Origin of the sequence: Flavobacterium aquaticum (assembly GCF_003259835.1) — a bacterium.
Lineage (GTDB): Bacteria > Bacteroidota > Bacteroidia > Flavobacteriales > Flavobacteriaceae > Flavobacterium > Flavobacterium aquaticum.
Window position 1 is genome coordinate 209,457 of sequence record NZ_QLMI01000001.1, and the last position, 18,017, is coordinate 227,473.

General features: G+C 31.6%; 20 protein-coding genes. 6 read left to right on the forward strand and 14 right to left on the reverse strand.

What is annotated here, in order from left to right:
• Window positions 1–21 precede the first annotated feature (21 nt).
• Both B0I03_RS01070 and B0I03_RS01075 read left to right on the forward strand, forming a co-directional pair.
• Window positions 22–1,605, forward strand: a complete 1,584-nt coding sequence (locus B0I03_RS01070) for a sensor histidine kinase (RefSeq protein ID WP_111565636.1) — start codon at window positions 22–24, stop codon at window positions 1,603–1,605.
• A gap of 22 nt (window positions 1,606–1,627) precedes the next feature.
• Window positions 1,628–2,326, forward strand: a complete 699-nt coding sequence (locus B0I03_RS01075) for a response regulator transcription factor (RefSeq protein ID WP_111565637.1) — start codon at window positions 1,628–1,630, stop codon at window positions 2,324–2,326.
• A gap of 33 nt (window positions 2,327–2,359) precedes the next feature.
• Here B0I03_RS01075 and B0I03_RS01080 read toward each other — a convergent pair whose 3' ends face one another.
• The 8 genes from B0I03_RS01080 to B0I03_RS01120 all read right to left on the reverse strand — a co-directional run bounded on the left by B0I03_RS01080 (window position 2,360) and on the right by B0I03_RS01120 (window position 10,444).
• Window positions 2,360–3,085, reverse strand: a complete 726-nt coding sequence (locus tag B0I03_RS01080) for an acyl-[acyl-carrier-protein] thioesterase (protein WP_111565638.1) — start codon at window positions 3,083–3,085, stop codon at window positions 2,360–2,362.
• Window positions 3,086–3,151: 66 nt separating this feature from the next.
• The gene (gene miaA / locus B0I03_RS01085) at window positions 3,152–4,093 is read right to left on the reverse strand and encodes a tRNA (adenosine(37)-N6)-dimethylallyltransferase MiaA (protein ID WP_111565639.1); all 942 of its coding nucleotides are present in this window, start codon (window positions 4,091–4,093) and stop codon (window positions 3,152–3,154) included.
• Window position 4,094: 1 nt separating this feature from the next.
• Window positions 4,095–4,922, reverse strand: a complete 828-nt coding sequence (locus B0I03_RS01090) for an ion transporter (RefSeq protein ID WP_111565640.1) — start codon at window positions 4,920–4,922, stop codon at window positions 4,095–4,097.
• 18 nt (window positions 4,923–4,940) lie between these two features.
• Window positions 4,941–6,302, reverse strand: a complete 1,362-nt coding sequence (locus B0I03_RS01095) for an exonuclease domain-containing protein (protein ID WP_111565641.1) — start codon at window positions 6,300–6,302, stop codon at window positions 4,941–4,943.
• Window positions 6,303–6,354: 52 nt separating this feature from the next.
• Window positions 6,355–7,020, reverse strand: coding sequence for a YggS family pyridoxal phosphate-dependent enzyme (locus B0I03_RS01100; RefSeq protein ID WP_111565642.1), 666 nt, complete (start codon window positions 7,018–7,020; stop codon window positions 6,355–6,357).
• A gap of 221 nt (window positions 7,021–7,241) precedes the next feature.
• On the reverse strand, window positions 7,242–8,489 hold the full coding sequence (locus tag B0I03_RS01110; protein ID WP_111565643.1) for a DUF1015 domain-containing protein: 1,248 nt from the start codon (window positions 8,487–8,489) through the stop codon (window positions 7,242–7,244).
• A 65-nt stretch (window positions 8,490–8,554) separates the two neighbouring features.
• Window positions 8,555–9,445, reverse strand: coding sequence for a 3-hydroxyacyl-CoA dehydrogenase family protein (locus B0I03_RS01115; RefSeq protein ID WP_111565644.1), 891 nt, complete (start codon window positions 9,443–9,445; stop codon window positions 8,555–8,557).
• Window positions 9,446–9,472: 27 nt separating this feature from the next.
• Window positions 9,473–10,444, reverse strand: a complete 972-nt coding sequence (locus tag B0I03_RS01120; protein ID WP_111565645.1) for a Gfo/Idh/MocA family protein — start codon at window positions 10,442–10,444, stop codon at window positions 9,473–9,475.
• A gap of 143 nt (window positions 10,445–10,587) precedes the next feature.
• Between B0I03_RS01120 and B0I03_RS01125 the strand changes: the two genes are divergently transcribed.
• A complete protein-coding gene (locus B0I03_RS01125; RefSeq protein WP_026726572.1) occupies window positions 10,588–11,229 on the forward strand; it encodes a protein-L-isoaspartate(D-aspartate) O-methyltransferase in 642 nt (213 codons plus the stop codon).
• Here B0I03_RS01125 and B0I03_RS01130 read toward each other — a convergent pair whose 3' ends face one another.
• Both B0I03_RS01130 and smpB read right to left on the reverse strand, forming a co-directional pair.
• Window positions 11,230–11,592, reverse strand: coding sequence for a helix-turn-helix domain-containing protein (locus tag B0I03_RS01130; protein ID WP_111565646.1), 363 nt, complete (start codon window positions 11,590–11,592; stop codon window positions 11,230–11,232).
• A gap of 8 nt (window positions 11,593–11,600) precedes the next feature.
• A complete protein-coding gene (gene smpB / locus B0I03_RS01135) occupies window positions 11,601–12,053 on the reverse strand; it encodes an SsrA-binding protein SmpB (RefSeq protein WP_111565647.1) in 453 nt (150 codons plus the stop codon).
• 139 nt (window positions 12,054–12,192) lie between these two features.
• Between smpB and B0I03_RS01140 the strand changes: the two genes are divergently transcribed.
• The 3 genes from B0I03_RS01140 to B0I03_RS01150 all read left to right on the forward strand — a co-directional run bounded on the left by B0I03_RS01140 (window position 12,193) and on the right by B0I03_RS01150 (window position 13,906).
• Window positions 12,193–12,855, forward strand: a complete 663-nt coding sequence (locus tag B0I03_RS01140; RefSeq protein WP_111565648.1) for an OmpW/AlkL family protein — start codon at window positions 12,193–12,195, stop codon at window positions 12,853–12,855.
• 173 nt (window positions 12,856–13,028) lie between these two features.
• Window positions 13,029–13,310: a hypothetical protein gene (locus B0I03_RS01145; protein ID WP_111565649.1), complete on the forward strand. Its 282-nt coding sequence runs from the start codon at window positions 13,029–13,031 to the stop codon at window positions 13,308–13,310.
• A gap of 17 nt (window positions 13,311–13,327) precedes the next feature.
• The gene (locus tag B0I03_RS01150; RefSeq protein ID WP_111565650.1) at window positions 13,328–13,906 is read left to right on the forward strand and encodes a hypothetical protein; all 579 of its coding nucleotides are present in this window, start codon (window positions 13,328–13,330) and stop codon (window positions 13,904–13,906) included.
• Here the strand turns inward: B0I03_RS01150 and B0I03_RS01155 are convergent.
• The 4 genes from B0I03_RS01155 to B0I03_RS01170 form a co-directional block, all read right to left on the reverse strand.
• Complete coding sequence (locus B0I03_RS01155) at window positions 13,903–14,043, reverse strand: SsrA-binding protein (RefSeq protein WP_111565651.1); 141 nt, start codon at window positions 14,041–14,043, stop codon at window positions 13,903–13,905. The genes B0I03_RS01150 and B0I03_RS01155 overlap by 4 nt on opposite strands.
• Before the next feature lie 59 nt (window positions 14,044–14,102).
• Window positions 14,103–16,244 carry a M56 family metallopeptidase gene (locus B0I03_RS01160; protein ID WP_111565652.1) on the reverse strand — a complete coding sequence of 714 codons (2,142 nt, stop codon included), beginning with the start codon at window positions 16,242–16,244 and terminating at the stop codon, window positions 14,103–14,105.
• A 1-nt stretch (window position 16,245) separates the two neighbouring features.
• Window positions 16,246–16,605 (reverse strand): BlaI/MecI/CopY family transcriptional regulator, encoded by a 360-nt coding sequence (locus B0I03_RS01165; protein ID WP_111565653.1) that lies wholly within the window; start codon window positions 16,603–16,605, stop codon window positions 16,246–16,248.
• Between the two features lie 85 nt (window positions 16,606–16,690).
• Window positions 16,691–17,917, reverse strand: a complete 1,227-nt coding sequence (locus tag B0I03_RS01170) for an MDR family MFS transporter (RefSeq protein ID WP_111565654.1) — start codon at window positions 17,915–17,917, stop codon at window positions 16,691–16,693.
• Between the last annotated feature and the right edge of the window lie 100 nt (window positions 17,918–18,017).

An 18,017-nucleotide genomic window follows, 5' to 3' on the forward strand; every position in this document is an offset into this window, starting at 1 on the left:
TAAAATGTTAAATTTGTTTCGATGAATAAGTCAAGGTTTAGATTATTGGTCTTTTTAATGAGTTTGTCATTAATTGGAATCATACTAGTTCAATTGTATTGGATTTCTACTTCATTGGATAAAAATGAAGAGGAATTCAAATACCACGTTCAGCAAGTTTTAGGAAATGTTTCCAACACAATTAAAGAAAAAGAGTTGGTTACCTTCTATAATCACTACAATAAGATTATAGATAGTACAGGAAAAGTTCCACAAGAAGACGAGTTAAAAGAAATATATTTCTACGAACGCGATAAAAAAACAAATGAAACTATAATTTACACTAATACTTTAGTAGCAGAAAACTACGGAATCAATGGTTCGTTCTTTGATAAAAATGCAAATTCAGTCAATTTTGGAAATGTAGTTTCTAAACGAAAAACAGAAGTTTATAGCGGAAACTCTTTAAACGACGGAAGTTTACAAATGCGTTCTTTTCCTGATGTTACGATAAAAAAATCGGGAAGTGTTTCTAGTTTGGATAAAGCTAATTTTGAAGTAGCTTTTAAAGATGTAGTGTCTTTAAAACCATTGCAAGAAAGAGTTTCTACAGAACAATTAGGTAAATACTTAAAAGATGAGCTTCACAAATATGGAGTAAAAACACCTTTTGAATTTGGTATTTATAGTAATGGCTTAGCAACAAAAGTACGTTCTGAAGATTTTAAATATGATGTAAAAACAACTTACGGAATTCCCGTTTTTCAGGATAATGAAGGAATGTCTAAATACCAACTGTTAGTTAGTTTTCCCCAAAAAAATAAATTTGTATTCTCTTCTTTAATTGGAATTTCAAGTTTGTCCTTATTGTTCACTTTGGTTATTGTGTTAACGTATTCAAGTGCGTTGAATCAATTAATCAAACAAAAGCAAATTTCTGAAATCAAAACCGATTTCATTAATAATATGACACACGAGTTCAAAACACCTATTGCTACTATAAATTTGGCTTTAGATGCAATTAAAAACCCTAAAATTATAGATGATAAGGAAAAGGTACAACGTTACCTTCAAATGATAAAAGAAGAAAACAAACGAATGCACGCTCAGGTTGAAAATGTATTGCGAATTTCTAAATTAGAAAAGAATGAGCTAGACATTTCTAAAGAACCAAGAGACGTAACCGAAATTATTGAAGATGCCATCGAACACGTTAGTTTAATTGTAGAAGATAGAGAAGGTATAGTTCATCAGCATTTTAATGCACAACGAAGTACGATTCTATTAAACGAAGTACATTTTACCAATGTATTAGTAAACGTGTTAGATAATGCTATAAAATATTCGCCAAATGCACCTGTAATTAATGTTTTTACAGAAAATATTAAAGACTTTATTCTGATAAAAATTCAAGATCAAGGTGCCGGAATGAGTAAAGTAGCACAAAAAAGAGTTTTTGAAAAATTCTACCGTGAACATACGGGAGATTTACATAATGTAAAGGGTCATGGGTTAGGATTAGCCTACGTAAAACAAATAGTTGAAGACCACAACGGTCAAATATTTGTAGAAAGCGAAAAAGGTAAAGGAAGTACCTTTATCATAAAAATGCCATTAATAAATTAAAAAAAATATACACACAATTACTATGGAAGCAAAGAAAATATTATTAGTTGAAGACGATCCAAACTTTGGAGCGGTTTTAAAAGATTATTTAATGATAAATGATTTTGACGTTACGTTAGCTAAAAACGGAATGGAAGGATTTGAAAAATTCAAAAAAGACACTTTCGATTTATGTATTTTAGATGTAATGATGCCTTACAAAGATGGATATACTTTAGCGAGAGAAATTCGCGAAAAAAATCAAGAAGTGCCTATTATCTTTTTAACGGCTAAAACATTGAAAGAAGACGTTTTAAAAGGATATAAAGTAGGAGCTGATGATTATTTGAACAAGCCTTTTGATTCTGAAGTACTTTTAATGAAAATTAAAGCGATTATACAAAGAAAAGCTACTGAAGTTAAACCAGATACGACTAAATTTGAGTTCGAAATTGGTAAATTCCACTTAAATTCAAAATTACGTTTCTTAACTTTTCCAGGTCAAGAGCCAATTAAATTATCACCAAAAGAGTGCGAATTATTAAAAATGTTAGCACTTCACGAGAACGATTTGATGCCAAGAGAATTAGCATTAACAAAAATTTGGAGAGACGACAACTACTTCACATCAAGAAGTATGGACGTGTATATTGCTAAATTGAGAAAATTCTTAAAGCAAGATGAAAACGTAGAAATCTTAAACATTCACGGAGAAGGTTTTAGATTAGTAATCAAAAAATAATAAAAAAAGTCCTGAAGTAATTCAGGACTTTTTTTATTCAATAATTTCTAAAGCATAACAAATCTTATCGTCTTTAGAAATGATGTACGTATTTTCATTTTTTGAAATTACCGCTTCATCATTCCAATTTAATTCTTTCAAGAAATTCATTTCAAAACCTTTTATGTGTTGTTTTAAAACGAATTTTCTATCCATCGTATTTAAACACCATTCTAAGTATTTCACGTTGTTAGCATGATTTACAATATCCAAATCGGATAATTGTACTTTGTAATCCAACACTTTTTCAAACGGAACATCTAAGTTAATACGCTGCACCGATTTTTCAGTTGCGTTGTGATCTGGGTATTTTATAAAATGTTCGTGAGGTAACGCTAAATTTTCAGGTCGTCTAATTTGCGTATTTAAAACTGCCCAGTAGGTTTCACAACCCGCTAATTTCTCATCACCAAGAAACAATTCCAAACAACGCGTTGAACGTGAATTTTCTAACGATTTTATCCACGTTTTTACCGTTACTTTTTCTTTCCATTTGGGTAAGCTAATGATTTCTAAACGCATTTTGCTCATTACCCAAGCTTGGTGATGTTCTTGCATGTCACTAAAACTAATTCCACCTAAATCGGCATGAATTCCGGCTGTAATTTGAAAAATATTGCACAACTCAGTATATTTCAACAAACCGTTTGGATAGCATTGCAGAAAATTGATTTCGTATTCTTGTTCTAAAATAGATGTAAAGTTAGGTGAGATGGGCATTTTAATTTTTTTATTTTTTGGAACACAGATTATAAAAATTAGAGAAATTATAATAACTTTTTAAATTTATTCAATCTGTGTTTCTTTATTATTAATTGTATTGTTTACAGAATTTATAATCTCTTTTCTATCAGTTAAATAATCAAACCAACTTACATTTTCCGTTCGTTTAAACCAGGTAATTTGTCGTTTAGCAAAACGTCTCGTATTCATTTTAATTTGTTCGATGGCGAAATCTAATGTGGTTTTTCCGTCAAAATAATCGAATAATTCTCTGTAACCAACCGTTTGTAACGCATTCAAATGTTTATTTGGACACAAAGCTTGTGCTTCGGCTAAAAGTCCTTCATTTAGCATGATATCCACTCGTTGGTTGATTCTGTCGTACATGATTTCCCTGTCCGCTTCTAAACCGATGATAATAGGAGTGAAGTTTCTCAAATTTTTTCGTTTACCAATAAAACTCGAATACGGTTTTCCACTTCCAATACAAACTTCTACAAAACGTTTCATACGTTGCGGATTTTGTAAGGTTTGCGGATTTTCAGTTTGTAGTTTTTGGTAATATTCCGAATCTATTTTTTGAAGTTGTTCTTGTAAAAATTCGATTCCTAATTCATCATATTTAGCATTAATTTCAATTCGAACGGAATCATCAATATCTGGAAAATCATCAAAACCTTTCAAAATGGCATCGACATATAATCCCGAACCACCCACCATAATTTGAATGTTTTTTTTCTGAAATAGTTCGTCCAATTTCGCTAAAGCTTCTTGTTCAAAATCACCAACCGAATAACTTTCGAATATGGATTTATTCTGGATGAAATGATGAGTAGCTGAAGCTAATTCTTCGTCACTCGGAACAGCTGTACCAATTTTCATTTCTTTAAAAAACTGACGACTATCGCACGAAATAATATCACAACCAAAATGTTGTGCTAAAGCAATACTTAATGCTGTTTTTCCAATGGCTGTTGGACCAATAATCGTAATTAGGTAATTCATTTTATAATTCGCTTCCGCAATCTTGACAAAATTTTGCGTTAATTAAGTGTTCATGACTACCACAGTTTTGGCAAACTTTTTTGTCACTTTCTCTTGTTTTAGGTGTGTTTTTTGCAATTTCCGCGGTAATAATTCCAGTTGGAACTGCAATGATTCCATAACCCATAATCATAACAAATGAAGCAATAAATTGTCCTAAAGGAGTAATCGGGGTAATATCACCAAATCCTACTGTCGTTAAAGTTACAATACACCAATAAATCGAAACCGGAATACTGGTAAATCCTGCTTCATCTCCTTCTACAACATACATTACCGAGCCAATGATAATACAACTTATCAAAATAAAGTACATGAAAACCAAGATACGACCACGACTCGCAATAATCGATTCTCGTAAATGCACCGATTGACTTGAGAATTGAGGATGGTTTAATATTTTGAATAATCGCAATAGTCGTAAGGCTCTAATAACAGTGAAAACACTAGTTCCAGTTACAAAAAAAGATAAATACATCGGTAAAATTGCTACCAAATCGATAATTCCGTAAAAACTTAAAATGTAATTGATGGGTTTTTTTATCGTAATGATTCGTAAAATGTATTCAATTGTGAAGAAAATGGTTATTATCCATTCGGAAACTAAAATGAAAGAGTGGTATTTTCCATCGAATTCTTTTACGGTTTCTAGCATTACCAAGACAACACTGAGCAAAATCAAACCTAAAAGAATTAAATCGAAAAGTCTTCCCGCAACTGTGTTAGTTCCGTAGATAATGATGTGAGCTTTTTGTTTGAAAATCTCGTATTTCGACTTAACTTCATTCATAAAAACAAAATTAAGCAATTAAAATTGAATTACTTTGTAAACTTTATTTTTGCGTAAATAGGTTTGAATAATCGTTTTTGTATCACGATTATGTTGCATTGTAATAATGATGTTTTTAAGAATATCAATGTTATTCACTTGATAATTTAATTCGTAAAAACAATAGCCTTTGTAAACACCATTTTCAATTAAAATTGCACTTCTTTCATCAAAAGTTCTTCCACGATCGATAATCACCATGTTGTTGTTTTCAAAAGTGTTTTCTTCGATGAATTCTAACACGCGTTCGTTATAACTTTCTGGATTTTCTTCTCCCAAACAAGCACCATTACATTCTTTAATTTTGTATTGAAAACAACCATTTTGAGTATCATATAAACCATTGATTTTCTGACACAAATTATGTTTTTCGGTTATCTTAAATAATGCATTTCTTCCTTCTTGTAACGATGTAAACGAAGTGATTTCTTTTTTTCTACCATCAGCTTTTTCTACAGTTAAAGCAATGTAGCCTTGTTCGTTTTTATGTTGATACAACGCATATTGGAAAATACTTTTGCGTTGGGCTCTGTTATAAATAGGTTTGTTGATTTTGATTTCTTCACTTTCTTTTAAAAGTGCGATTAATTCGCTCCCAGTTTCTTCAAAAGTTACCGCATAAACATCGCGTTGGATTTTTTTACTTTTGCTTGATGTTCCTGTGAAATGTTGATTAACACGTTTTTTGATGTTTTTACTCTTCCCAATGTAAATTAAATCGCCTTTTTCATTGTGAATGTAGTAAATACCTGTTTTAGAAGGTAAATTCTCTACAATATCCAACAATTTTGGCGACATTCCCGATTTGATTTCGGTTTTGATGAAACTTTTGACGATTTCTTTTTCAACGTCTTTTACCATCAACATTTTGAATAATTTCACCGTAGCCAAAGCATCGCCACTCGCACGATGTCTGTCTGCCATAGGAATTCCAAGCGAACGCACTAATTTCCCTAAACTATATGATTCTTGACCTGGAATTAACTTTTTAGCTAATTCAACGGTACAAAGTGTTTGTTTTTTAAAATCGTAACCTAAACGTCTAAACTCGGTTTTTAAAATACGGTAATCGAAAGAAGCATTATGCGCTACAATCACGCAACCTTCCGTAATTTCGATGATTCTTTTGGCTACTTCATAGAATTTTGGAGCACTTCTTAGCATAGCGTTATTAATCCCGGTCAATTTCACCACAAAAGGTTGAATTGGTTTTTCAGGATTTACAAGGCTAATGAATTGATCTATTACTTCATGACCATCAAATTTATAAATGGCGATTTCGGTAATTCCTTCTTCGTTGAATTGGCCTCCAGTGGTTTCTATGTCGAGTATACAGTAAATAGTTTAAATGTTTAAAGGGTTATAAATTTAAAAGAGTTTAGTCTATTCTCTATTATCTGCTTCCAAAGATACTACTTCCAATTCGAACCATCGTACTTCCGCATGAAATTGCGAGTTGATAATCTCCCGACATTCCCATTGAAAGAGTGTTCAGTTGACAGTGTTCAGTGTTCAGTTTTTTATATTTATCAAAAATCATTTTTAGATGTTTGAATTCTTTTTCGATTTGGTTTTGGTTTTCTGTGAACGTTGCCATTCCCATTAAACCTACGATTCGGATGTTTTTATAGTTTTCTTTATTTTGCTGAATTTCATTCAGAATCTCATCTAATTCTTGTTCGTCTAATCCAAATTTGCTTTCTTCTTCCGCGATGTAAACCTGCAACAAACAATCAATCACACGATTGTTTTTAGCCGCTTGTTTGTTGATTTCTTGCAATAATTTCAAACTGTCCACACCGTGAATCAAACTCACATAAGGTGCCATGTATTTGACTTTATTGGTTTGCACGTGACCAATCATGTGCCATTCGATGTCTTTTGGCATGACTTCCCATTTGTCGGTCATTTCTTGGATTTTGTTTTCTCCAAAAATGCGTTGACCTGTATCATACGCTTCCATTAAATCCGCTACAGGTTTGGTTTTTGAAACCGCTACCAATGTAACGTGAACTGGAAGTTGAGATTTTATGGTATTGAGGTTTTGAGAGATTGACATTTTTTTGAAAATTAAAAATTAAAGTTTCCAAAATTTTAAGTTTAATAGACATACCGCTATAATGAAAAAACAAAATATTATAATGTTTCGAGGCGCTTTTTCAACTGATTGTTCTTGTTTTAAATTAGTTTTTCCAAATTTTATTAAGAGCCAAAATATGAAACCTCCTAATTCATTTAACCATTCATATTTAGAGTTTTTCATTTTCTTCATGCTATTAATTACAACTCATAAACCACCAAACCACTTCTAAACTTCGGTTCGATATACGTTGATTTTGGAGGCATGATTAAGTTGTTATCGGCTAAGGCTTTAATTTCGTTGATGGCGGAAGGGTAGAGCATGAAGCCAACTTCAAATTCGCCTTCGTCTATTAAATCTTTAATAACAGAAATCGATTGCTTTCCTGGAATGTAATCAATGCGTTCGTCGTTTCTTAAATCTTCGATTCCTAATAATGGGAAAAGGACTTTGTCGTATAAAATTTGAGCGTCTAAATTGTCTAAAATGGATTCTCCTAATCTCGACTCCGCTCGATTTGACAATTCTGTGTTTTGATGTTTGTAGAACAAAGCGTAAAAACTGCCATCTAAGTACATTCCGAATTCAAACTTATTTTGGGGTTTCCAAATTTCTTGGTCTTTAGCCACAATGACGAAATGTTCAGATAATTTTTTAATGAAAGTATCTTTCGACAAACCATTCAAATCGCGAATTAAGCGGTTGAATTCGTAGATTTTTACGTTGCTTTCGGCAATTAAGAAACTCATGAAATAATTCAGATTTTCGTTACCTAAATGTTTGTCTTGCTCGAACAACAACTCCGCTGAAGCCGAACGATGGTGTCCATCGGCAATGTATAAATTCGGAATTTTTTCGAAATGTTCTTGCAACCAATCGATTTCAGATTGTGTATCAATTTTCCAGAGGGTGTGTTTTTCTTTATTGGTTGTCGAATATTCGTAAATAGGTTCACTCTGTTTTCGCAATGCAATAAACGTATTGATTTCCACACTGTCGGGATAGGTAATTAAAACCGGTTCCGTATTAAAATTCGTTTGATGCAAATAATCTTTGAACAATTCCACTCGATATTGTAAGGTATCTTCGTGTTTTTTGATGACGTTATTTTGGTAATCTTTCACCGAAGTTCCCGCAATTATTCCAGTAAAAGTTTGCCCTTTTGACTGGATTTCGTACAGATAAAAAACAGGATGTTCTTCTTCAATTAGAATTTGGTCGTGTTTAAAATCTTGATATTTGTTAGCAACGGCTTTAAAACGCTTTTCCAACGACACTTTTTGCGCATTGGCATAAGCAGGATGAATCACATGCAAAAACGAATACGGATTGAAATCCAACCAAGCAGCAAGCTCAGCCGAACTATAATCGTCATAAGTTCTACACGTTACCAAAGCCACTTTGTCTGGCGCTGGTCGTACTGCTTTGAAAGGTTTTATTTTGGCCATTTTTGAGTGATTAGTAATTAGTGATTAGTAACTAGCTATTCACTAATTACTAATCACTTTTCACTTTATTTAGAAAATTGTTTCGAAACTTTCTCTGCTTTTTTGCTTTCAGAGTAATCGTAGAATCCTTCTCCTGATTTAACTCCTAACTTTCCAGCCATTACCATGTTTACTAATAACGGACATGGAGCGTATTTTGGATTTTTGAATCCGTCGTACATTACGTTTAAGATCGATAAACAAACATCTAATCCAATGAAGTCAGCTAATTGTAATGGACCCATTGGGTGCGCCATTCCTAATTTCATAACCGTATCAATTTCGTAAACACCACCAACACCATTGTATAACGTTTCGATAGCTTCGTTAATCATTGGCATTAAAATTCGGTTAGCTACGAAACCTGGATAATCGTTTACTTCTGTTGGAACTTTGCCTAATTTCACTGATAAATCCATGATGATTTTTGTAACTTCATCAGAAGTATTGTATCCACGGATGATTTCTACCAATTTCATAATCGGCACTGGATTCATAAAGTGCATTCCGATTACTCGTTCTGGATGCACTACGTTAGCAGCAATTTGAGTAATAGAAATTGAAGAAGTATTCGTAGCCAAAATTACGTTATGATCGCAAACTTCACTCAATTGTTTGAAGATGTTGAATTTCAATTGTACGTTTTCTGTAGCAGCTTCCACTACTAAATCACATCCTACAACACCGTCTTTAACGTCGGTATAGGTGATAATATTTCCGATAGTTTTGTGTTTGTCTTCTTCGGTGATACTTCCTTTTGCTACCATTCGGTCAAGGTTAGCGGCGATAGTTGCCATTCCTTTTTCTAATGATTTTTCTGAAATATCGATTAATTTTACGGTAAATCCGCTTTGCGCGAAAGTATGAGCAATTCCGTTACCCATAGTTCCTGCTCCGATTACTGCGATTGTGTTCATTGTTTTATTTTAGGTTTGTTTGGTTTTTTATTTTCTTTCGTTCATACACTCAATAATCTGATACGCCACACGAAGTGCTTCTGTACCATCTTCTAAAGTTACGATTGGAGTGGTATTGTTGTTGATGGCATCTGCGAAAGTTTCTAATTCGTCCAAAATTGCGTTGTTAGCATCCACTTGTGGATTATCAAAGTAGATTTGTTTTTTTACACCTTCTGCATTTTGTAAAATCATGTCGAAATCACCTGGAACTTCTGGTGCGTCTTTCATACGGACTACTTCGCACACTTTATCCAAATAATCTACCGAAATGTAAGCGTCTTTTTGGAAGAAGCGTGATTTACGCATGTTTTTCATCGAAATTCGGCTCGAAGTAATGTTTGCCACACAACCATTTTCGAATTCAATACGTGCATTTGAAATATCTGGTGAATCTGAAATTACAGCAACACCACTCGCATTTACTGATTTTACTTTCGATTTTACAACACTTAAAATGGCATCAATATCGTGAATCATCAAATCCAAAACCACAGGAACATCAGTTCCACGAGGATTGAATTCTGCTAAACGATGCGTTTCAATAAACATCGGATTGTTGATTTTATCTTTCACAGCTGTAAACGCTGGATTGAAACGTTCAACATGACCTACTTGCCCTTTTACGTTGTATTTGTTAGCTAAAGCGATGATTTCTTCGGCTTCGGCAACAGTATTTGAAATTGGTTTCTCGATGAAAATGTGCTTTCCAGCTTCGATAACTTGTTTGGCACATTCAAAATGTTGCATCGTTGGTGTTACAATATCTACTACATCAACTGCAGCGATTAATTCGGCAATAGAATCGAATTTTTTATAACCAAATTCGGCTGCAACTTTGTTGGCGTTTTCTTCAAAAGCATCGTAAAAGCCAACTAATTCATATTTTTCAGATTGATTTAATAATCGCAAATGTATTTTTCCAAGGTGACCTGCACCTAAAACTCCCACTTTTAGCATAAAAAATTAATTTTATCAAAAGTACGATTTTAGTTGAAAGTGCAAAAGATTAAATTCCGAAACTTCTTAAAAAAGTTAGTTTATTTTCTGATTTGTTTTTTGAGATTTTAAAGCTATTTTTACCCAATCAAAATCATCCCAAATTGAAAGATACTAATAAACATCAAGGACTTAGAAATCAGTTGGTAAAGCAATTGGAAGAAAAAGGAATTACCGATAAAAACGTGTTAGCGGCTATTGGAAAAATTCCGCGTCATTTGTTTTTAGATTCTAGTTTTGAAAATTTTGCTTACCAAGATAAAGCGTTTCCAATTGAAGCGGGTCAAACTATTTCTCAACCTTATACTGTGGCGTTTCAATCTCAGTTATTAGAAGTAGAAAAAGACCATAAAATTTTAGAAATTGGTACCGGAAGTGGTTATCAAACCGCTGTTTTGTGTATGATGGGAGCGAAAGTATATTCGGTAGAAAGACAGAATAAATTGTTTAAAATTACTTCCAATTTATTACCAAAGTTGAATATTCGACCAAAATATTTATCGTTTGGAGATGGTTATAAAGGTTTACCTGATTATGCACCTTTTGACGGAATTATTGTAACTGCTGGAGCTCCATTTATTCCACAACCTTTGATGGCACAATTAAAAATAGGAGGTAGGTTAGTAATTCCCGTAGGTGAAAAAGAGCAAATTATGACCTTGCTGATTCGTAAAAACGAAACGCAATTTGAAAAACATGAATTTGGTGATTTTCGTTTTGTACCTCTTTTGGAAAACAAGAATTAATTAGCGAAGATTTGTTAATTTTTGTTTTAAAATTTCTAATTCATCTAAGATGGAAGTAATTTCTTTTTCTTTTGATGAATTACCAACTTCAATTCCTTTTTCTTGAAGAATTTCGGTAATAGCTTGAATCGCAAATGGATTTAAATCGAAATTATGGTCTAATTTTACTTTGTACCAAGCGACTAATAATGGCTTTAAATCGATTTCTAAAATTTGGGCAAGCGTTTGAATTTGTTTTTTGGTAGGAATACGAAATCCGTTTTCAAACTTACTAATTAAAGCTTGGTCGATTTTCGCAATTTCGGCTAACTTTCTGGTTGAAAGTTCTTTGTCTATTCGGCCTTGTTTTAAAATTTCTTTCATAAATATGATTAGAAACTTTTCTTAATTCGGTCTAAATCGCGTTTGGTGTCTTGTTCTTTTAATGACTCACGTTTGTCGTAGTTTTTCTTACCTCTACATAATGCAATATCTAGCTTTGCTAACCCTTTTTCATTGGTAAACAAACGAAGCGGAACAATAGTTAGTCCTTTGTTATCAGAATCTTTAAATAGTTTCTTTAATTCTTTTTTATTTAAAAGAAGTTTACGTTCACTTTTTGCTTTGTGATTGTAGTGGGTTCCATATAAATATTCTTCAATTTGCGAGTTAATTACAAATAATTCGCCATCATTAAATTCGCAAAAACTTTCTGTAATAGCAGCTTTTCCGAGACGAATTGATTTGATTTCGGTTCCGGTTAAAACGATTCCAGCGGTGTATTTGTCTAAAATTTCGTAATCGAATTTAGCTCTTTTATTAAGTATGTTAACGGTCTTTTGCATAAGGACTACAAATGTAAATTAAAATTGTAGCATTTTAAAATCATAATTACAGATAAATAATTTTTAATCTATGATTTATATCAGTTTTTATGTTTTTTCACTCATTTACCTTTGACTCATAATTTTAAACTAATTAAAAATGAGAAAAATAGTTTTTGCTTTAATGGCAATGTCTTTAATGACAGTAAATTTTGTTAATGCGCAAGATAAGGAAGAAAAAACAAATGAATTTAAAAGATGGCAAGTTCGTTTAAGAGCTTTAGGAGTTGCTCCAGATGAAAGTGCTAAAATTGGAATTATTGGTGGTGATGTTGCTATTTCAAATACCATTGTTCCTGAGTTAGATTTTACGTACTTTTTTACAGAAAATTTTGCAGCCGAATTAATTTTAGGAACAACAAAACATAATGTAAAAGCAATTAATACTGCTGCTGGAGATGTAAATTTAGGTAGTGTTTGGTTATTACCTCCAACATTAACGGCTCAATATCATTTTTATACATCTGACAAAAAAGTTTTCAAACCTTATATTGGAGCAGGTGTAAATTATACTTTGTTTTACAATGTTAAGTCAGGAGATGTTGCTGGTGTAGATTATGATAATGCATTAGGGTACGCAGCTCAAGTAGGTTTTGACTTAATGTTAGATGATAAATTTTTCATCAATGTTGATGCTAAACGTTTATTTTTAAGTACAGATGTAACAGTTGATGCTTCAAATTTAGCTCCAGGATTAAGTATTCCTGCTGAAGTAGACATTAATCCTTGGTTGTTAGGAATAGGTGTTGGTATGAAGTTTTAATAACATATTGGTTAGTTTTATTAAAAAGAGACTGCTTAAATGCAGTCTCTTTTTTTTTGGCACATATTTTGTTAAATCTTTAGAAGAATTTTTAGGTTAAAATAAAAATGGAAAAAAATGAATTTATTTAGTTTTTTTTATAAATTTATTCAACTAACCTAACTAAGTAAATTATGGACTCAGCATTTGAATTAATAGACAAAGAACTTATCACATCATTAAATTTTCCAAAAACGGATGTACTTGAAGATAAAGAAGCTATTTTAGGTCGCAAAAACGATTTAGATAGAGCATTATCATTAGGGAATTTGGAACATGTTAAAATTCAAATTTACTTTGAAGATGATATGTCAAAAAAAATGGTAGAAACTACCATTTGGGGTGTTACAGATGAACGTGTTATATTAAAACAGGGAGTTGTAATTCCTGTAAAAAGAATTCACAAAATTGTTTAATTTTAATTAATTATAGTATGAAAAAAATCGCTCTTTGGGGATTATCCCTTTTATTTACTTTAGGTGCTTTAGCGCAAGAAACAAAAACTGCTAAAGAAGTTAAGAAAGTTACCACAGAACAAACTGAGAAAGACAAAAAAGCGGCTGAAAAGAAAAAGAAAGCTGTTGATAAGAAAGTAGCTGATGCTAAGAAAGATCACGATAAAAAAGTAAAAGAGGCAAAAGACGAAATTTCGAAGGCAAAAAAAGAAACAGATGAGAAAATTTCTAAAGCTAAGAAAGAATTAAAATCGAATAGTGCTTCAGATAAAGGAGAAGCAAAATCTGCTGCAGGAAAAGCGAAAGCTGAAGCAAACAAAGCAGAGGCCAAAGCTAAAACTGAAACAAAAACTAAAGCAACTGAGACTAAAACAAAGGTTAAAAAAACTGTAGCTGAGGAAAATGAAGATTTAAAAGAAACTGCAATTTCTAAAGCAGCTGAAAAAAAAGTAACAGATAAAGTAACAGGCGAATACAAAGGTAAAAAAGTATATACTGGACCAAGAGGTGGAAAATACTACATCAATAAAAACGGAAACAAAACCTATATTGATTAATCTAAGGATTTTACTGTAACCCAATAACGATAAGCAATAATTGCTTTTTGCCAATTTTTAGCTTTTATAGGATCTAATCCTTGTTTTGTAAAACTTGGTAATAGTGCTTTGTTAAGTTTGGCAAGTAGTTTATACATGGTTTAATTTTTGGCAAATATATAAAAATAAAAAATCCCGAGTTGCTCGGGATTTTTTGTTATTTGGTTTCGATAATTATTTTTTTGATTCTTTTCTTTTCTTTTGGAGACATTTCATCTTCAATGATGATAAGATCTTTGATTTTTTCAAACTCATAATTTTTAAAGAAATCAATATTGTCTTCAAGAATTTTGCCTTTAAATTCTAATTTTAATTGATTTAAATATTGCGTTGGATAACCAGGAAATTTAATTTTATCACCATCAAAAACAACAACATCATCACCATTTTTTATTGTTATAACTCTTGGTTTTGGTTTCTCTGAGTTACTTTTTGAATTTAAGTATTCTTTATAAACAGGATTGTTTTTTTCAAAGAATTCTTTTGTTTCAATTATAATTACTCCATTTTTAGCTTTTTCACCATATTTTTTAAGTGCAAATGTTGTGGCTGTCATTACGCTTGAAGAGGCAATTTCTTTAGTATTGACTTTGACTAATTCTTCATAGGTGATTTCTTTATCATTAAATATTATTAATGCTTTTTTAGCATCTACATTTTTATTGTTTTTGATATTGTTAATTAGATCTCCTTGTTCTGTTTTTGTGTAACTAACATCATAAGTGAAAGACTCTTTTTCTTTTGTGTTATTATTGTTTTTTTCGTCTGAACTTACGACATGGTAACCAATTCCCCAACCTGAGTTATTTTTTTCAACTTCACTTTTAATATTTATATCTTTTTTAGTTGTAAATTCATAATAAATTTCGCCTTCTTTTTTATCAATGTTGTATTTTGATTTTAATTCTTTTTCGTCTAGTTCTTTTAAAACATCTAATTCTTGATCTAATGGAATTTTAATTTTTTCATTTTCTGATTGTAGTTTACCGTTGATAATTAGTTTGACTTTTTTTCCGTTTTTAACCATATTATCAAAAGTATAGCCTTCAGAATCCATTTTTATTGATCCGTTTTCATCATCTGAAGTATACTCTGCAGTAACGTTGTTTGAAATTTCTTCAAAACCGCAAGTAATAGTATCATCTTTATCAGAATTGATAAAAATTTTAATAGCATCAATTGGTTCAGTTGACTTTCTTTCAAGAATTTGATTATAGGTTTTTCCTGTGTCAAATGTAAGTTTGATTTCGATTATTTCTCCTTTTTTATTTCTCTTTACGTTTGAAATCTTAAGTTTATGTTTTTCGTTTGAAAAAGTCTTTTCTAATTCAGACAATTCTTTATCTGTGCTATTTTTTGTTAGAATTGAAGAGTAATTTGAGGTAACTGCATAATTAGTTTCTTCAATTTTACTTTCCTTTACTTGCGCCACTGTTTCAATTTGGAACAATAGCATAAAGCCAACTAATAGCGGAAGAATAATTCCGTACTTCCAAGCATTTCTTTTGTGGGATTGATTTGTGTGTAACATAACGATTCGTTTTTTGATTAATGATTGATAAAATTGATTAGTAATACTTAAGTCGTGTTGATGAGTCACAACTTTTAATAAGGTTCTTTGATATTCGTATTTGTTTTCGATTTGCTGAAAAGTTTCGTTATCTGCAATAAATTCTAAGTTTTGAAGTATGGCTTTTCGATACAACCAAATCATTGGGTTTACCCAAAAGAAGGCACAAAATAGTTTTGAAAGCAATACATCAATGGAATGTTTTTGCTTCACATGAATGCTTTCGTGCGTTAAAATATGTTGAAATTCTTCTTCAGAAAATCGATTCGGATTAATCACAATGTAATGAAAGAATGAAAATGGATTTTCGGTTGTGTCGGAATGAATTAAAGTAAAATCAGTTTCTTTTTGCTTTTTATTTTTTCGGATTCTATTAAAAAAGGAGACCAATTCAAACGTAATTTTCATTACAATTAACATTGAAATTACTACGTAAGCGGTTGTTAAAATCAATGACCAATCCAAAGGCGTTTCTTGAATAGGAACTTCAATTGTATTGTTTGTTTCAGGAATTACTTCTTCATATATTACTGGAATTGGTGTTGGTTCCACCCAAATAGTTTTTGTAAACGTAATCAAAGGTAAAATCAATGACAAAACCAAACCACCAATTAAATACCAACGATTTGATGTAAAAAAGGTCTCTTTTCGAAGAAATATAACGTACATCAAATAAAATAAAATGATGAGTCCGTTTGCTTTTAGAAAATAAATTAATAGATTTTCCATACTATTTCTTTTTTTCGATTAAGGCTAAAATCTCACGAAGTTCATCTGCTGAAATCTTTTCTTCTTCAGCAAAAAAGGAAACTAAATTTTTGTACGAACTATTGAAATAGTTATCAATAGCTGTATTCATAAAGGTTTTTCGGTAATCTTCAATTTTTACGATAGGAAAGTACTGGTGCGTTTTTCCGTAAGCATTGTAACCCACGTATCCTTTATCTTCTAAATTACGAACAATAGTAGAAAGCGTGTTGTAATGAGGTTTGTCTTCAGTGATTTCTTCCATGATATCTTTTACAAAAGCTTTTTTAAGCTTCCATAAAATATGCATGATTTCTTCTTCTTTGTTGGTTAGTTTTTGCATGACTTATCTTTTTGATAAATCAAATCTATAACTATATTTTTAGTTTTACAACTATTTTTATAGTTATTTAACTAAATTTTTAGTTTTAAAGATTTCTTGGAGGTTCTTTTGCCACTAATTTTTTTGTCCAAATGAAAAGAAAAACACCAATAACACCAAGAGTTCCCATGAAAAACCAGTTGATTTGATAACTGAACAAAGAAATAATTTCCATTCCCGTTTTGGCACTTAAAATATGAGCCAAACTATAACTCATCGTAAAAATGGCCATGTAACGACCTTCGTGACCTTTAGGAGCTCGACTCATAGCAAAGGAATTCGAAAATGGAAAAGCGAACATTTCGGCAAACGTCATGAAAATCATCATGATGATTAAAATGCCAGCCCAATTATTCACTAGAAGCAAATAAATACTTATTGCCATTGCTAAACAACCGTAAGTAATGACTTTCAACTTGTTGATTTTGTGTTTTTCGATGTAACTCACAATTGGCATTTCCATGAAGAAGACCAAAACACCATTTAAGGTTAATAATAATCCCGTTTGAAATTCCGATAAATTAAATTGTTCTTTGTGATATAATGGAATGGTAGTAAACAATTGGAAGAATAAAATTCCTGTAATCAAAGTTCCCGTTAAGAAAATCCAGAAAGGCGTATCTTTAAAAACGGAATGTGTTAATACTTCACCTGGATGCTCTTTATCAGTATATTTTGATTTTTTCTTCTCTTTTACTTTAATCCAAAAAATTAATATTGCCAAAATGCAACTTGTTCCATCTACCCAAAATAATCCTTTATATCCAACACTCATGATTAATAATCCACCCAATGCTGGTCCAGCTGCAAATCCTAAGTTGATAGCTAATCGAACTAAAGTTAAGGCGCGAGTTCTATTTTCAGGTTTTGCATAAGCTCCTAAGGATACAAACATGGCAGGGCGAAACATATCGGCAACCGTCATAATTAAGAACATGGCAATAAGTAAACCTTCAAAACTTTTTACGAATTGCAAGCCAAAGAAAGCAAATCCACTGGTCAGTAAACTAAAAATCATGATTTTATAAAACCCGATTTTATCTGATAGTTTTCCGCCTAACCAAGATCCTAAAATCGAACCACAACCAAAGCTTACCATTATCCATCCTACTTGACTGTACGAAAAATGCAAATCTTCTTTCAAGTATTTCGACAAGAAAGGAAGTACCATAGTTCCGGCACGATTGATGAAAGTAATTAAGGTAAGTATCCAAATTTCGCGAGAAAATCCTCTGAAATTATCGATATATTTATTGAAGGCGCGTTTTAACATGATTTTATTTCTGGTGCAAAATTACAAAAGCTATGAACAATAAAATGTTATAGAAATTATATATTTTTGTAAAAAATGAATCACATGAAATCGCCACTAA

Coding starts and splice junctions, on each gene's coding strand:
- B0I03_RS01070 (WP_111565636.1), top strand. CDS start 22: ATGAATAAGTCAAGGTTTAGATTATTGGTCTTTTTAATGAGTTTGTCA.
- B0I03_RS01110 (WP_111565643.1), bottom strand. CDS start 8,489: ATGGCCAAAATAAAACCTTTCAAAGCAGTACGACCAGCGCCAGACAAA.
- B0I03_RS01090 (WP_111565640.1), bottom strand. CDS start 4,922: ATGAATGAAGTTAAGTCGAAATACGAGATTTTCAAACAAAAAGCTCAC.
- B0I03_RS01155 (WP_111565651.1), bottom strand. CDS start 14,043: ATGTATAAACTACTTGCCAAACTTAACAAAGCACTATTACCAAGTTTT.
- B0I03_RS01140 (WP_111565648.1), top strand. CDS start 12,193: ATGAGAAAAATAGTTTTTGCTTTAATGGCAATGTCTTTAATGACAGTA.
- B0I03_RS01170 (WP_111565654.1), bottom strand. CDS start 17,917: ATGTTAAAACGCGCCTTCAATAAATATATCGATAATTTCAGAGGATTT.
- smpB (WP_111565647.1), bottom strand. CDS start 12,053: ATGCAAAAGACCGTTAACATACTTAATAAAAGAGCTAAATTCGATTAC.
- B0I03_RS01100 (WP_111565642.1), bottom strand. CDS start 7,020: ATGTCAATCTCTCAAAACCTCAATACCATAAAATCTCAACTTCCAGTT.
- B0I03_RS01115 (WP_111565644.1), bottom strand. CDS start 9,445: ATGAACACAATCGCAGTAATCGGAGCAGGAACTATGGGTAACGGAATT.
- B0I03_RS01130 (WP_111565646.1), bottom strand. CDS start 11,592: ATGAAAGAAATTTTAAAACAAGGCCGAATAGACAAAGAACTTTCAACC.
- B0I03_RS01160 (WP_111565652.1), bottom strand. CDS start 16,244: ATGGAAAATCTATTAATTTATTTTCTAAAAGCAAACGGACTCATCATT.
- B0I03_RS01145 (WP_111565649.1), top strand. CDS start 13,029: ATGGACTCAGCATTTGAATTAATAGACAAAGAACTTATCACATCATTA.
- B0I03_RS01165 (WP_111565653.1), bottom strand. CDS start 16,605: ATGCAAAAACTAACCAACAAAGAAGAAGAAATCATGCATATTTTATGG.
- B0I03_RS01075 (WP_111565637.1), top strand. CDS start 1,628: ATGGAAGCAAAGAAAATATTATTAGTTGAAGACGATCCAAACTTTGGA.
- B0I03_RS01120 (WP_111565645.1), bottom strand. CDS start 10,444: ATGCTAAAAGTGGGAGTTTTAGGTGCAGGTCACCTTGGAAAAATACAT.
- B0I03_RS01080 (WP_111565638.1), bottom strand. CDS start 3,085: ATGCCCATCTCACCTAACTTTACATCTATTTTAGAACAAGAATACGAA.
- B0I03_RS01150 (WP_111565650.1), top strand. CDS start 13,328: ATGAAAAAAATCGCTCTTTGGGGATTATCCCTTTTATTTACTTTAGGT.
- miaA (WP_111565639.1), bottom strand. CDS start 4,093: ATGAATTACCTAATTACGATTATTGGTCCAACAGCCATTGGAAAAACA.